We start from the raw sequence: 15,431 nt of genomic DNA, 5'->3' as shown, positions 1-15,431 counted from the left end.
TCAGCCCAGGCACTCCAAACCGGTGGCCGATATGATCATCGAACCCGGAAGCCGATCCGGCTTCCGGGTTCGATCGCTATCAATGTGCCGACTTGGCATCCGTCTCTTCGGTTTTCTCGCGGATCAGCGGCTCTTTTCGGGCTCCACCGAACAACCGCATGATGAACATGAAGAAGGCCGGGACGAAGAAGATCGCGAGGATCGTCGCCGAAATCATGCCCCCCAGCACGCCGGTACCGATAGCGTTCTGGCTGGCGGCGCTGGCGCCGGTGGCAATTGCCATCGGCACGACGCCCAGCGTGAATGCCATCGACGTCATCAGGATCGGGCGGAAACGCAGATGCGCGGCCTCCACTGTCGCCTCGTAGGTCGTGCGGCCTTCGGCGCGCAGGTCCTTGGCGAACTCGATGATCAGGATGGCATTCTTCGCCGACAGGCCGACGATCGCGATCAGTCCGACAAGGAAATACACGTCGTTCGGCATGTGCCGTATCATCACTGCGGCAACGCAACCGATCACGCCGAGCGGCACGACGAGCATGACCGAAATCGGGATCGACCAGCTTTCATACAGTGCTGCGAGCAGCAGGAAGACGAAGAGGACGCTGAGCCCGATCAGGGCCGGAGCCTGCGAACCTGACTGGATTTCCTGCAGAGACTGACCGGTCCACTCGTAACCGAAGCCCTTTGGAAGATCGGCGGCAAGACGCTGCATTTCGGCAATCGCATCGCCTGAAGAATAGCCCGGGCCTGCCTGCCCGGCGATGCGGATCGACGGATAACCGTTATAGCCCACCACCTGTGCTGGTCCGCGCATCCATTCAACCGACGCGAAGGACGATATCGGCACCATGCCGCCGCTTGCGTTGCGAACGTTCAGCTTCATCAGATCTGCAGTCTGCATGCGCTGATTGCCGTCAGCCTGCACGGTCACCCGCTGCATGCGCCCGGAATTCGGGAAGTCGTTGACATAGGTGGAACCGAGATTGGCGGTGATCGTCGAGTTGATGTCGCCAAAGGTAACGCCGAACGTGTTGGCCTTCTCACGATCGATGATCAGGTTGACCTGAGCTGCATCCGGCATGCCTTCGATACGAAGGCCTGCCAGCATCGGGCTCTTGCGTGCCGCGGCCATCAACTGTTCGCGCGCGGCCGCGAGTGCGGTCTGTCCCAGACCCGCACGGTCCTGCAGACGGAAAGTGAAGCCGCTTGAGTTGCCGAGACCCTGGATCGGTGGTGGCGAAAGCGAAAAGGCAATCGCATCGCGGATGCCGAAGATCTTGCCGTTCAGACGCTGGGCGATGGCGGCAGCGGAATCTTCCGGACCGCGTTCATCCCAGTTTTTCAGGGTGATGAAAGCGAGGCCGGCATTCTGGCCGCTACCGGAGAACGAGAAGCCGTTGATCGCGATGATCCGGTCGACGGCCTTTTCTCTGAGTGCGATCTTCTCGATCTGCGAGATCACATCGACCGTTCTGTCCGTGCTGGCTTCGGCGGGAGCCTGAACGTCGACGATCAGGTAACCCTGGTCTTCGTTGGGAAGGAAAGATGTCGGCAGCTGCATATAGGCCCAGCCGAGACCGACAAGAAGCGCCAGATAGATGATCATGAAGCGGCCGGACCGCTTGATGATGCCGCCCACCGAGCGCGAATAACCGTGCGATGCCTTGTTGAAACCACGGTTGAAGAGGCCGAAGAACCCCTTCTTTTCGTGGTGACCTTCCTTGATCGGCTTGAGGAACGAGCCACAAAGCGCCGGCGTCAGGGACAAGGCAAGGAAACCCGAGAACAGGATCGAGACGACCATGGTCAGTGAGAACTGCTGATAGATGATACCGACTGCGCCGGGGAAGAAGGCCATCGGCACGAACACCGCCGTCAGAACCAGCGTGATGCCGATAATGGCACCGGAAATCTGGCTCATCGCCTTGCGTGTCGCTTCCTTCGGCGACAGCTTTTCTTCTGCCATGATGCGCTCGACATTTTCGACGACGACGATCGCGTCGTCGACGAGAATGCCGATCGCCAGAACCATGGCGAACATGGTGAGGACGTTGATCGAGAAGCCCGAGGCATACATCACCGCACAGGTGCCAAGAAGAGCGACCGGCACGACCAGTGCCGGAATGACCGTGTAACGGACATTCTGCAGGAAGACGAACATCACGACGAAGACGAGGATCATCGCTTCGATGAGCGTATGGATGACCTTTTCGATCGAGACCGCCACGAACGGGCTGGTATCATAGGGGATTTCGTACTGGACACCGGGAGGAAAATATTGCGCGAGCTCCTCCATCAGCGCCTTGACGCCTTCCGATGTCGCAAGCGCGTTACCAGTCGGCGAAAGCTGGACGCCAATGGCAGCGCTTGGCTTCCCGTTCAGGCGGCTGGAGAAGTTGTAGCTTTCCCCGCCAACCTCGATGCGGGCGACATCGCGCAGACGTACCGAAGATCCGTCGGGATTGGCGCGCAGCACGATCGCACCGAACTGCTCCGGCGAGGTCAGCTGCCCCTCGACGTTGATCGTCGCGGAAATCTGCTGGCCGATCGGGTTCGGCGTGGCACCGATACGGCCGGCCGCAACCTGCGCGTTCTGCGCCTGGATGGCACTGACGACGTCGGAGGAGGTCAGGCTGAGACCGACCATTTTGTCGGGATCCATCCAGATACGCATGGAGCGCTGGGTGGAGAACAGCTGGGCACTGCCGACGCCCGGTATGCGGCGGATTTCGCCGATGACGTTGCGCTGCAGATAGTCGCCAAGCCCGATCGCGTCCGTATTGCCGTCCGTCGAAGTCAACGAAACGACCATCAGGAAGGAGGTGCCGGCGCGCTCGACGCGCACGCCCTGAGACGTCACGGTCTGCGGCAGGCGCGGCTCCGCGCGGGCGATGCGATTTTGAACTTCAACCTGCGCTTCGCCGATATTGGTGCCGGGGGCAAAGGTGACGTTGATCGAGATGCGGCCCGACGATTCAGAGGTCGACTCGAAATAGATAAGGCCCGGAACACCGTTCAGCTCGTCTTCGATCGGACGGGTGACGCTCTGATAGATGTTTTCCGGAGACGCGCCGGGATAGTTGGTTGAAATGGTGATCTGCGGCGGCGCGACATTCGGATACTGCGCAATCGGCAGCATCGGAATGGCAAGGAACCCGGCCAGCATGATGAAAATCGCCACGACCCAGGCAAAAATGGGCCGATCGATAAAGAAACTTGCCATGCGATCGGATCCTTACTTCTGCTGGGTCGTTGCCGCCGCGTCGCCGCCGGCAGCCTGTTCGGCCGCGGGCTTTGCCGGGCTCCAGGGCTGCGGCTGGATGGTGGCACCCGGCGCGGTCTTCTGGAAACCGTCGACGATCACACGGTCGCCTGCCGCCAGACCCCGCGAGATGACCGAGCGATCGCCGAGCGTACGCCCGACGGACACCCGACGCTGCTCGACCTTATTGTCCTGCCCGACGACGAGAACGCTCGCCTGGCCGCCGACATCACGCTGAACGGCCTGTTGCGGCACGGCAAAGGCAGCCTTTTCGACACCCTGCTGGATCTGGACGCGGACATACATGCCCGGCAGAAGATCGCCATGTGGGTTGGGGAACTCACCGCGCAGCGTCACCTGACCGGTGGTTTCATCGACGGCGGCTTCGGAAAACAGCAGGCGGCCCGGAACGTCATAGGGTGTCCCGTCGTCAAGAAGCAGCTTGACCTCCGCCTCGTTGTCGCCGGTCATCAGCTTGCCGTCCTGAAGCGCCTTGCGAAGGCGGATCAGATCGGCGGCCTGCTGGGTGAAGTCGGCATAGATCGGATCGAGCTGCTGAATGGTCGCAAGGTTTTCCGTCGAGTTGGCGCTGACCAGCGCGCCTTCGGTGATCAGCGCACGTCCGATCCGGCCGCTGATCGGCGCCGTCACATGCGAATACTGGAAATTGAGCTTTGCATCGGCAAGACCGGCATCGGCCACCGCGACTTCCGCATCGGCTTGCGCAAGCAGCGCCACAGCGTTGTCGTATTCCTGCTGCGACGCGACATTCGACTTGCGAAGCTGGATCTGGCGATCGGCCGTCTGGCGCGCCTGGAGCTGAGCGGCCTTGGCGCGGGCGAGCGTCGCTTCGGCGCTGTCGACCTGAACCTGGAACGGCGCCGGATCGATGCGGTAGAGCACGTCGCCCTGCTTTACCTGCGAGCCCTGTTCGAAGACGCGCTCGATCACGATACCGGAAACGCGCGGCCTGACTTCGGCAAGGCGTGTCGGGGCGATGCGACCCGGGAGTTCGTTGATGATCGGCAATGCTTCAGCCGCAATCGTCACCACGCCGACTGGCGTGGGAGGCGGCGCCTGCTTGGCCTGTCCCTGTTCTTCCTGTTGACAGCCAGCCAGAAACGCAAGACCGGACAATAAAAAGAGAGCGCGCAACGGCGTCTTCTGCATCGAATAGCTCCAACGGAAAGGGGGAGAATAATTTACATACAAACCAATACGTATATAAAATAGCGCAGGGCTGGTGTGAACATCCTGCTGGTTGAGTAAGGATACTGTCAATAGCCGGCGGGCGGTCGGCAAAATCGCGTCAGATATTTCTTGCCAGAATCGGAAAAACCGCTGGCCCAGCGATACCGAAATTTGCACAAAGTCGCAAAAATTGTCGCCCTGGCAACAGCTTAGAAGAAATTTCCGAATCACGCCCAGGCGATTGCGAGATGCGGCATGTGCCTGAGCCTGCTCCGCATCTTCCCAGGATTCTCGTGCCGAAGAGCTTTGTCTTGTGAAGTTGTATTTGATCACTTTTCCGACAGAAATCGGCAGATACTGCGTCAAATCTCTACCGCTGGCTTTAGCGGACGGCACGGAATCCATCGGTGCCGAACAGTCGCATCGAGCACAATAACCGGGACATTCGAGGTATTTATTGGCCACCCGGAACGAACGTGACAATTCCAGTTGACTTTCAATCCAGTCCATAGAAAGCGTCCGCTGGCAATATAGAAGGTTCAATCCGGCGCGACGGCGATATTATGTCACAAGCGCCGCCCGCGATCGCGCACCGTCATCGTCGCAGGATGACGCCAAGGCTCAGGTTCATGGCTACTCGTCGTTCGGTTCTCAATATTATCGCTCTTTTCGCAGGCTCGCTCGCGGCTCCGGTTGCGTTTGCCCAGGACCAGCCACCGCTGCGCATCGCGCTCGCCACCAGCATCTCCAACCAGGCAGCCGAGATCGCGGCGGCGGAGGCCGAAACCCAAGGCCTCAAGGTCGAACTGATCGAATTCAACGACTGGAACACGCCCAATATGGCGGTGGCGGATCGCGAGGTGGACGCCAATCTCTTCCAGCATATCCCCTATCTCGAATTCACCAACGAGAATGGCGGTCGCAACCTCGTCGCGATCGCGCCAGCCTTCAGCACGCCGTTCGGGCTCTATTCCAAGAAATATACCAGGCTGGAAGACATTCCCGACAATGCCCAGATCGCCTTCTCCGGCGATGCGGTCAACACCGCGCGCTCGCTGCTGTTGTTGGAAAAGGCGAAACTGCTTGATCTCAAGCCGGGCGTCGGGCATCGCGCAACGCTTGAGGATGTCACCGCCTGGCACAAGCCGCTGCGCGTCGTGCAGCTCGACGGGCCGCAGATCGCCCGTGCGCTCGACGATGTCGATGCGGCAGCAACCTACCCGACCTTTGCCAAGCTTGCGGGGCTCGATCCGGCATCCGGCCTGATCTTCGAAAACGATCCGGTCTACGCCTTCCAGTTCGTCACCCGGCCGGACATGCGCGACGATCCGCGGCTGCGCAAATTCGTTGACATTTACCGCAATTCGGAGGCTGTAAAGGCCAAGCTTCGATCGCTTTACGGAGACCTCGTCTCTTTTCCCTGACGGTCAGCGAAGTCGAATAACAGTATGATTTAGAACGGGAAAAAAGCCATGCACGGTGAATATAAGGTCCAGGGCGGAAAACTCGTCGTCGTGGATCTCGACATCAGCGAAAACCTCCTTTCGGAGGTTCAGGTATCCGGCGACTTCTTCCTCGAGCCGGCGGAAGCACTGGACGACATCCGTGCCTCGCTTGAAGGCCTTTCCACCTCGGCGACCGTCGAGGATATCATTGCCGCCATTCGCGGCGGCCTGCGTCCCGGCGCCGAGATGATCGGTTTCAGCCCCGAGGCGGTGGCGATAGCGGTCCGCCGCGCGCTTGGCGTCACCGGCACCTGGCGCGACTATGAATGGCAGATCATCGAAGCCCCCGCCCAGACCCCGACCATGCATCTTGCGCTCGACGAGGTCCTTGCCCGGGAGGTCGCAAGCGGACGCCGCGGCCCCTGCCTGCGGTTCTGGGAGTGGGAGCGCCCCGCGATCATCATAGGCGGGTTTCAGTCCCTGCGAAACGAGGTTGATATGGAGGCGGCCGCCGAATTCGGCGTCGAGACGGTGCGCCGCGTCACCGGCGGCGGTGCGATGTTCGTCGAACCGGGCACGACGGTGACCTACTCGCTTTACGCGCCGACGGAACTGGTGCGCGACATGAGCTTTGCCGACTCCTACGCGTTTCTTGATGACTGGGTGCTGAAGGCCCTGAATTCACTCGGCATCGATGCCTTCTACAAACCGCTCAACGACATTTCGAGCTCCAAGGGCAAGATCGGCGGTGCGGCACAGAAACGTTTCTCCTCCGGCGCCGTGCTGCATCACGTCACCATGGCCTATGACATGGATGCCGAGAAAATGGTCAAGGTCCTGCGCATCGGCCGTGAGAAGCTGAGCGACAAGGGAACAACCAGCGCCGTCAAGCGTGTCGACCCTCTGCGCAGCCAGACGGGCCTGCCGCGCGAGGAGATCATCCGGCGGATGAAGGAGACGTTCGTTTCTCTCAATGGCGGCACCAGCGGCACGATTTCCGACGACGAATATGCGCAGGCAGAAACGCTGGCGGCGGAAAAGTTTTCCAGGGAAGAATGGCTCCGGCACATTCCCTGATCCCGCAAGCCGCCTGCCCTTATCGGGTGACCGACAGCACTGCCAGGTTTTCCGGCATCTCGACGCCGCTCATGATGGCATCGAGATGAACATGCATGGCGGCCGCGGCGCGATCGCCGTCATGGTCGCGAATGGCGTTGTAGATGGCGGTATGTTCCTTGATCAGCCGTGAAATCCGGCCTGGCTTCGGCAGGCTCAGATGGCAATACCGGTCGACCTTGATCTTCACCGACTTGATGATGTCCCATATGCCGGGATAACCGGCTGCCTCGGCGATCAGTGTGTGGAAAGTGTCGTCGGTCTTGCGAAACCCCTCGTAATTGGCCTCTGCCGCCTCGACCTTCTGCAATTCGAGATTTGCGCGCAGGATCGCGATCTGCGCGCGGCTTGCCTTCGCGGCCGCGGTCCGCACAGTCACGTCTTCCAGCGCCTTCCTGATGACGATGGCCTCCGGCAACGTATCGAGCGCGATACGCGCCACGAAGGTTCCCGACTGGGGCAGAATCTCGATCAGTTTTTCGTTCGAAAGCCTGAGGATCGCCTCACGCACAGGCGTCCTGCTGACACCGAACTGACCGGCTATTTCCTTCTCCAGGATAGGTTCTCCCGGATAGCGGCGAAGCGAGACGATATCGTTCCACAGCACCTGGTAGATCAGCGCCGACGTGCTTGCGGTTCGCAAGTCCAGTTCGTCGCGAATACTCGCCAGGTTCTTTCGCTGCTCTTGCGGGGGAGCTGTATCCTCCATGGGCACCTTCTTATAAGCGGTAGTATGATGAGGAACCGTCCCCGGCGATTGACATCACGCGTGCGAATCCGGCCATTTTCGCTGCCAAGCATGGCCCGGCAGCGACGGGATTGTCAAAGGCGGACGCCCTTGCGAGCCTAAAGCATGGTCACGAGGATTTCGACCATGATCTCTTCCGTCAAAGGCCGGGGATTGAACGCCGTCGATCGGCCCACGCCGTTTCTGACGATCTGCGGGATCGCACCGCGATCGACGCCAAGTGTCGACAGACGTGTGGGAGCCCCGAGCCTCTCCATCTTTTCCTCGAAACCGGCGGCGAATTGCTCGACGGAGCTGAGCCCGAGAACGATGAGGAGATCGTCGAACCAGGGGCCAAGTGCGGATTGGTTGTAACGCAGGAAAGCCGGAACATAGATCGCGCAGGCGAGACCGTGGCGAAGGTCATAATCCAGCGTCAACGGATAGGACAAGGGATGCAGCGCGGTGTTGCCGATCATCGCCATCTGGGTTCCGCCGATCACGCTGCCGAGCGTCACCTTCTCGATCGCATCGCGATCCTTGTCGAGGCAGGCTGCCTCGATATTCCGGTAGATCAGAACGATCGCGCGAAACGCCATCGCCCGCGTCATGTCGGTTGCTCGCGTCGACCAGAACCCTTCCAGCGCCTGCGTCATCGCGTCGAGCCCGGTCGAGACGGCCACCGGCACCGGCATGCTGATCGTCAGTGCCGGATCGACGATCGCATGGTCGGGAAAGGTTTCCGGATAGGAGATCGCTGGTTTGGCGTTCTTTTCAAGATCGGTAATGACGGCAAACGGCGTCACCTCGCTGCCGGTCCCGGCCGTCGTCGGCACGGCAATCAGCGGAAGACCGCGACGCTGCGGCTTTCTGACCTGATAAAGATAGTCGCGGATCGAGCCCTCGTTGTTCTGCAACAGGGCCACGCATTTGGCCGCATCGAGAACACTGCCGCCGCCGATCGCCACGACGACGTCGGCACCGCTGTCGCGGCAGCGCTTCGCCGCCGCATCAACCGTATTGATCGAAGGGTTTTCCTCGATATCGGTGCAGATCGTCAGGTCGACCGCACCCAGCAGATCCCTCAGCCCAGCCTCACCGACGCGATCGAGGAAGCTGCGTCCAATCATCGCGAACACATGGCGGCCATTCGAATCTGCAACGATAACCGGTAAGGTTGATAGACGATCCCAGCCGAAATGAATCTCGGTCGGTAGTCTGAAATCCCAGCTTGAACCCGGTGTCATAGCCATTCCAATCGCTTTCGATAATGAATTTAAAAATGAATTGCCGCGCCTGCATTTGACGCCCCCCAGAATTCAAAGGAGCGGAGTTGGGACAAGGTGATCAGCCCCGCCGATTCCGCTCCTCCGATCAGGCATTCAAGGCGCTAGGGGGCGCAATGAATGCCAGTTGGATTTTAATATATCACTTGGGGCCCTCGATTGGAAGGCCATGCTTGGCCATCAGCTGCAGGTAATCCTCGCGTGGCGGAACGAAGATGTCGATGCCGCGGAAGCCGGTCGTGGTGCGCCCGCCATGCGGTACGTTGGAGGGATGGACGCAGACGTCACCCGCTTCCATCAGGAAGGTTTCGTCACCGCAGGTATGTTCTTCCGTGCCTTCCAGGATGACGAGGATCTGCACGGCTTCATGGCTGTGCATCGGGAACACGCATCCGGGCGGATTGGTGATGAAGCTGAGCAGAGCCGGGCCTGCAGCAACGAACCGCGTGCTGGACTGTTCCGTCAGCGGAACCAGCGGGATCTCCTCGATGGTGTAGCAATATTTCGACTTTTTTGTTGCCTGGTAGACCATGGCTATTTCTCCTATTTCTCGATCAGATCCAAGCTTATGGAAGCATCCATGCAAGCATTGGCGTCGTTTGAAGGTAGACGATCGCGCAAAGGACGAGCGTCAGTACGATGCTCCAGGGAAGTGTCTTTCTGAAAATATCCCCTTCGCGTCCGATGATCCCGACGGCAGCAGCCCCAATCGTCAGGCTTTGAGGCGAGATCATCTTGCCCAGCACGCCACCCGAGCTATTGGCTGCAGCCAGAAGCGATGGGGACAGGCCGGTTTCATGAGCCGCAGCGACTTGCAGAGCACCGAAGAGCGCGTTGGCTGAATTGTCGGATCCGGTAATCGCCACCCCGATCCAGCCGATGGCCGGCGACAGGAATGCGAAGGCATGTCCGGTCGTGGCGAGCCAGCGCCCGAGCGTGATGGTTTGTCCGGAGAAGTTCATGACGAAAGCGACGGCAAGCACGCAGAGAACCGTCGGAATGGCCCATCTCAGCTGCTTGAGCGTCGCGCCATAGGTCTCGACGGCGGCACCGGGCGAAACCTTGAGGAACGGCATCGCAAACAGTCCGGCGACGCCGAGAAGCGTTGCGGTACCGGGCAACCAGGGCAGCGACAGCGATGTGCCGATGGCCACCCCTGACGGACTGACGATGGACAGACCCGGCCAGGCAAATTTACTGACACCGACAGAAAGAGCCTGGGCGATCGGCCCGAGTTGCGACAGTGTGAAGATCACGATGATCGCGACATAGGGCAGGAAGGCAATCGTCACGCTGCGGCTGCTGAACGGTATCGTGCTGGTTTCGCTCTCATTGACGATGGCGCATTCGACGGTTTCCTTCGGCTTCCAGACCTGCAGGAACGCGACGAGAGCCAAGGCACCCGCCAGCGCGCCCAAAACATCTGTCAACGGCACCGAGATCCACGACGAGCTGACGAACTGGGTCACGGCATAGGCAACACCGGCGACCATGGCGGGAAGCCATGCCTGACGCAGCCCCCGTCCCCCATCGACGATCCAGACGAGAATGAGCGGAATGAACATCGCCAGGATTGGCGTCTGGCGACCGATGATCGCGCCAAGCTCGTCATAGGGCAGGCCCGAGACGGCGGCCAATGTGGTGATCGGCACACCCAGCGCACCAAAGGCCACCGGTGCGGTATCCGCCACAAGCGCGCAAAGAGCCGCCTTGAGCGGGTCCATGCCGATCGCCACCATCATCACGCCGGCAATCGCGATCGGCGTGCCGGCACCGGCCAGCGCTTCCAGCAAACCGCCGAAGCAGAAGGCGATGATGATCGACTGGACGCGCAGATCGGTGCTGATGACGCCGAAGCTTCGACGCAGGACGTCGAAATAGCCCGACTTCACCATCATATTGTGGATCCAGATGGCATTGATGATGATCAGAATGATCGGAAGGATGCTGAACGCCGCACCATAAAGCGCGGAATTGGCGGCGACCTGGAACGGCATGCCGTAGATGGCAATCGCCACGATCATGGCGACGACCAGCGAGCAGAAACCGGACAGTTGAGGCGACAGCCTGAACCCTCCGAGCATGACGAACATCGTCAGAAGCGGAAATGCCGCAAAGATGGAGCTCAGTCCGAGCGACTGAGCGATAGGATCGTAAACCTGTTGAAACATTGTCGGTGCGTCTCCCCACGCAGCCCGCATCGGCGGGCGTAAACCCAAGCCCTCGCACCAGCCGAAGCGCCTCCCCTAAAGCGATCCGGAACGACGGAGATAAACCCATCATCTGCAAGATGTGTATATTTATATATCAGTTGGATTTGCGCGAAAGTGCGCATGCGGCCGCAGTGATGAGGCAAGTTGACGCTGTATCGGATTGATTGCAGGTCTTTCGAAGACCAACGAGGCTGGCCGCAGGAGCGGTCAAAAGCTCGATAGATCGGGCTCTAGACCGGCGCTCCGCGACATGCCCCTCGTGCGATCATCGGCATCCGCCGAAAACACGAAAAGGATGATACCGAAGGGTCTGGCCGTGAGGCCGATGGAGTTAAGGAGAGCGGGAGCCGGGCGATCCTGAAATCAGCGACCGCGATAAACGAAAGGCGGTGGCTCGGCGAGGCTGTCGGCCTCGGCCTGCTCGGTCAGGAGATGGCGAAGCGGCGAGCGGATACAGACCGGGTCGGTCGCCGACGCATCACCGGCCAGCGCCATCGCCTGGCAACGGCAGCCGCCGAAATCGATCGCCTTGCGGTCGCAGCTGCGGCAGAGTTCCGGCATCCAGCTATCGCCGCGATAGGCATTAAACGCCTGGCCCTCGTACCAGATCGCGTCGAGCGTCTTGTCTCGCACATTGTCGAATGTCAGCGAAGGAATGGTTTCGGCAGCGTGACAGGGCAGGACCTTACCCGACGGCGTGATGTTGAGACCAGTGCGTGCCCAGCCGCCCATGCAGGCCTTCGGATAGGAGGCGTGGTGATCGGCCCCGACATAGTCGATGACGATGATGCCTTCGAGACGTTTGCGCGCTTCGGCGACGAAGGCGTTTGCCTTGAGGAACTGTTCCTTGGTCGGCATCAGCGCCTTGCGGTTCCTGTCTGCCCAGCCATGGAACTGCACCGTGGCAATCTCGATGCGGCGGGCGCCGAGTTTGACGGCCAGATCCAGCATATCGCCCATCTGGTCCATATTCTGCTTGTGGCAGACGGCATTGACGGTGAGCGGAATGCCGGCTGCATGGGTCCATTCGGCAACCGCTATCTTGCGGGCGTACCCCCCCTTGTAGCCACCGACCTTGTCGGCAAGCTCGGGCGTCGCGCCCTGGATCGACAGCTGCAAATGGTCCAACCCAGCTTCGGAAAGCTCGGCGATGCGCTTTTCGGTCAGGCCGATGCCCGAGGTGATCAGATTGGTATAAAGACCGGCTTTGGCAGCGGCAGCAGTCAGTTCCACCAGATCGCGGCGCGATGCCGGTTCACCGCCGGACAGATGCAGGTGCAGCACGCCGAGCGAGGCTGCCTGCTGGAAAACGCTGATCCATTCCTGCGTCGAAAGCTCGCTCTTGACCCCTTCCAGCTCCAGCGGATTGGAGCAATAGGGACAGGCAAGCGGGCAACGATGCGTCAGTTCGGCAAGCATGGCGATCGGCGCCGGGATGCGGATACGCCCTACAACCCCGTTCTGATCGGTCCATTCGCTCGTCGGCCGCACCGTCACATGTTCGTTCACGACTTCAGCTCCAGCATTCGACGCTTGGAAAACTCGTCGACGAAGGCAATCACGTCGGCAAGAATTTGTTCCTTCGGTGCTCCGAACTTCAAGGCGAAATCCTCGGCGATCGCATCGAGACTGCGCTCGCCATCCAGCGCATTGACGATCATCACCGCGATCTCGTCGAGCGCCAGCGCCCGCTCAGGCGCCAGCAGCACGTTCTGGCCGCGCACGGGATCCTCCCGCAACCGGACGCCGCGCGCCAGTTTGGCAATGGTCGCGCCCGTTACGATGACGGCTGCGGGCTCCGTCATTCCGCTGCTCCCTTGACCTCTTGCTTCAGCGCCGGCTGGTAGAGATCGCCGATCACGCCTTCCTTGCCGTCCCAGCCGCCCGGCGGCAGCAGCGCGGGCGAAACATAGGCATGGTGAAGCGCATCGAGCTGCGCCCACAGCACATCGGTCTTGAAGGTCAGCGCGGCTGCCGCCGCATCCTGCTTTTCCTTCGTGTCAGCGTGGTTGAGCACATAGTTCAGGCCGAAGGCGACATCGACCGGCGCTTCGTCGAGCCGCTTGCGGAAATAGGACAGCGCCTGTTCGTTGGCGAAGGCGTAATGCTCGATCAGGCCGGCGATACGGTTCTTATGAATGGTGGGGGCAAAAAGCTCGGTCAGCGAAGCGGCGACCGCGTCGATCATCGGCATGTCGCGGACGAAGCGGACATAGGCATCACAGGCAAAACGGGTGCCGGGCAGCACGCCGCGATTGGAGGCGACGTAATCGGGATCGAGGCCGACGGCTTCGGCAAGCTTCAGCCATCGACGGATACCACCACCTTCTTCTACGCCGCCGTCATGGTCTTCGATACGCTTGCGCCAGGCACGGCGGATCGAGGCATCTTCGCAGCGCGACATGAAGGCCGCGTCCTTCACCGGGATACGGCTTTGGTAATAGAAGCGGTTTATCACCCAGGCGCGCACCTGCGTGATGTTGCAATGGCCGCCATGCAGCATGCCGTGGAACGGGTGCTTGTCGTGATAGCGGGCATCGCCGATGGCGCGCAGCCGGGCTTCGAAGTCGGTTCTGTTTTGAGCGGCAGTCTGAATATCAGGCAAGATCGATCTCCATGCCGTCAAATCCGACGGCAAATCCGGCCGCCTCGACGGCCTCCCTTTCCGGCCCGTTACGCCAGATCGGGTTGGTATTGTTGATATGGACATAGACCATCCGGCCGATATCCAGCTTGGACAATTGCGCAAGGCTGCCATCCGGTCCGGAAATCGACATGTGGCCCATGCGCTGCCCGGTCTTGGCACCTGTTCCCGCCCTGACCATTTCATCATCAGTATACAGCGTGCCGTCGAAAAAGACGAGATCGGCGCCACGAATACGCTCCGCCAGCCAATCCGGAAGCGTGGCGCAGCCCGGGATATAATAGGCCCGTTTTCCGGCAGCGACAAATTCTATGCCGATCGTCTGCTCGCCTTCGAGGCCAAGCTCGGGCTCGCCCTCCTCCAGGAACAGCGCCACCTTGCCGGGCACGGCAAAGATTCGCGCCTGCAGTCCGTCGAGCGGGGAAAAATCCTCGTCGAGACGGATCGTGTTGCGCGTCACGTAAGCGGGATCGAGAACCCTGAAGACCGGGTTTGCATCGAGCACCTTTTCGATCGCGGAAGTGGCGAAAAGACCGAAGGGCTGTTTTTCACGCACGGTCAAAAGCCCACCGATATGGTCGACATCGGCATTGGTGATGACGACATTCCGGATCGGGCTATGGCGAAGGGCTTTGGGATGAAGTGCCGGCGTCTGTTGTATCTGCTGGCGGATATCTGGGGAGGCGTTGAACACGACCCAATTATCACCGTCGATACTGACGGCCAGCGACGATTGCGTCTGAGGACGAAGCCCCGAGGCCGGATCGCGCGCAGCGGCGCAATTGGCACAATTGCAATTCCATTGCGGCAGGCCGCCACCGGCGGCGGCGCCGAGCACGAGAAACCTGAGATTAGCCATGAATCCCGTGCTCTGCAGTCTTAGAACAGGACAGGTTCGTCGCCATCCGGCGGAGCATAGCGATTGATTTCCATGCCGCAGGTCACTTCGACAAATTTAGGTGCTGACCACTTCATAGTGAGACTCCTTTATCAAGGTCGAGATCATTCGATCTCTGTCACACGGTTTGGCCCAATACTTGATTGTTTTCAAGCCTTACAATGCGGTTTGATGTCGCGCAAACGTTTGACCACCCTTGCAATTATCGTGGGGCTTGCTCGTTTCGAGGGCATCGAGCGGCGAAAACTGCACAAACCGACACGGATTGCGATCATATCCGCCTGAAATCGCGATACCTTTTTTGTATCGGATGAGGGGAATGCATATCTGCCGTCCGATCAAATTGTCGCGACCGTGGTGAACTTAACTTGCATCGGCCCGAGCATGCGACGCGCCATAGCTCATTCGCCGGCAGGTGCCGAAGCAACACGTCACCATTACGCCCATAATCCGCCCAGACGGCCCCAAAATGCCTCTCAGGCTGGCAAAACGATCTGCCCAGCGCCCACAGAAGAAGCAGGTCCGATTTTCAAAAATGGAAGATAAAATCACCGAAATATCTCTATGCATCTGCAATACATATGAAATTTCAGTTTCATAAAATCTGGCATGAAATCTGCTTCTCCTTTCATGATCGGGTGAACGC

13 protein-coding genes are annotated in these 15,431 nt (G+C 60.0%); 2 read left to right on the top strand and 11 right to left on the bottom strand.

Annotated features, from left to right (window positions below; all coding sequences use genetic code 11):
• Positions 1–79: 79 nt before the first annotated feature.
• Both AC2GXZ_RS18370 and AC2GXZ_RS18365 read right to left on the bottom strand, forming a co-directional pair.
• Positions 80–3,226: a multidrug efflux RND transporter permease subunit gene (locus AC2GXZ_RS18370; RefSeq protein WP_483760626.1), complete on the bottom strand. Its 3,147-nt coding sequence runs from the start codon at positions 3,224–3,226 to the stop codon at positions 80–82.
• Positions 3,227–3,238: 12 nt separating this feature from the next.
• Positions 3,239–4,435, bottom strand: coding sequence for an efflux RND transporter periplasmic adaptor subunit (locus AC2GXZ_RS18365; RefSeq protein WP_483760625.1), 1,197 nt, complete (start codon positions 4,433–4,435; stop codon positions 3,239–3,241).
• 650 nt (positions 4,436–5,085) lie between these two features.
• On the opposite strand from AC2GXZ_RS18365, the gene AC2GXZ_RS18360 reads away from it, so the two are divergent.
• Positions 5,086–5,880, top strand: coding sequence for a MetQ/NlpA family ABC transporter substrate-binding protein (locus AC2GXZ_RS18360; RefSeq protein WP_483760624.1), 795 nt, complete (start codon positions 5,086–5,088; stop codon positions 5,878–5,880).
• A 48-nt stretch (positions 5,881–5,928) separates the two neighbouring features.
• Positions 5,929–6,978 carry a lipoate-protein ligase LplAB gene (lplAB, locus tag AC2GXZ_RS18355; RefSeq protein ID WP_483760623.1) on the top strand — a complete coding sequence of 350 codons (1,050 nt, stop codon included), beginning with the start codon at positions 5,929–5,931 and terminating at the stop codon, positions 6,976–6,978.
• 19 nt (positions 6,979–6,997) lie between these two features.
• Here lplAB and AC2GXZ_RS18350 read toward each other — a convergent pair whose 3' ends face one another.
• The 9 genes from AC2GXZ_RS18350 to pqqA form a co-directional block, all read right to left on the bottom strand.
• Entirely contained in the window at positions 6,998–7,726 is a 729-nt protein-coding gene (locus AC2GXZ_RS18350; RefSeq protein WP_483760622.1) for a GntR family transcriptional regulator, read from the bottom strand.
• Between the two features lie 137 nt (positions 7,727–7,863).
• A complete protein-coding gene (locus AC2GXZ_RS18345) occupies positions 7,864–8,997 on the bottom strand; it encodes an iron-containing alcohol dehydrogenase (RefSeq protein WP_483760621.1) in 1,134 nt (377 codons plus the stop codon).
• Positions 8,998–9,172: 175 nt separating this feature from the next.
• Positions 9,173–9,562, bottom strand: coding sequence for a cupin domain-containing protein (locus AC2GXZ_RS18340; protein ID WP_483760620.1), 390 nt, complete (start codon positions 9,560–9,562; stop codon positions 9,173–9,175).
• 34 nt (positions 9,563–9,596) lie between these two features.
• Positions 9,597–11,201 carry an L-lactate permease gene (locus AC2GXZ_RS18335; protein WP_483760619.1) on the bottom strand — a complete coding sequence of 535 codons (1,605 nt, stop codon included), beginning with the start codon at positions 11,199–11,201 and terminating at the stop codon, positions 9,597–9,599.
• A gap of 405 nt (positions 11,202–11,606) precedes the next feature.
• Positions 11,607–12,686 carry a pyrroloquinoline quinone biosynthesis protein PqqE gene (gene pqqE / locus AC2GXZ_RS18330; RefSeq protein ID WP_483760866.1) on the bottom strand — a complete coding sequence of 360 codons (1,080 nt, stop codon included), beginning with the start codon at positions 12,684–12,686 and terminating at the stop codon, positions 11,607–11,609.
• Positions 12,687–12,748: 62 nt separating this feature from the next.
• Positions 12,749–13,048, bottom strand: a complete 300-nt coding sequence (pqqD, locus tag AC2GXZ_RS18325) for a pyrroloquinoline quinone biosynthesis peptide chaperone PqqD (RefSeq protein WP_483760618.1) — start codon at positions 13,046–13,048, stop codon at positions 12,749–12,751.
• Complete coding sequence (gene pqqC, locus AC2GXZ_RS18320; protein ID WP_483760865.1) at positions 13,045–13,839, bottom strand: pyrroloquinoline-quinone synthase PqqC; 795 nt, start codon at positions 13,837–13,839, stop codon at positions 13,045–13,047. The genes pqqD and pqqC overlap by 4 nt, the downstream gene beginning before the upstream one ends.
• Position 13,840: 1 nt before the next feature.
• Positions 13,841–14,746 (bottom strand): pyrroloquinoline quinone biosynthesis protein PqqB, encoded by a 906-nt coding sequence (gene pqqB, locus AC2GXZ_RS18315; RefSeq protein ID WP_483760617.1) that lies wholly within the window; start codon positions 14,744–14,746, stop codon positions 13,841–13,843.
• A 20-nt stretch (positions 14,747–14,766) separates the two neighbouring features.
• Positions 14,767–14,862: a pyrroloquinoline quinone precursor peptide PqqA gene (gene pqqA / locus AC2GXZ_RS18310; RefSeq protein ID WP_119944210.1), complete on the bottom strand. Its 96-nt coding sequence runs from the start codon at positions 14,860–14,862 to the stop codon at positions 14,767–14,769.
• Positions 14,863–15,431: the final 569 nt, after the last annotated feature.

It is taken from the genome of Aliirhizobium sp. YIM B11859 (assembly GCF_057163345.1).
Note: the sequence above shows the minus strand (reverse complement) of the source record. Positions and strands in the feature narration are given on the sequence as shown.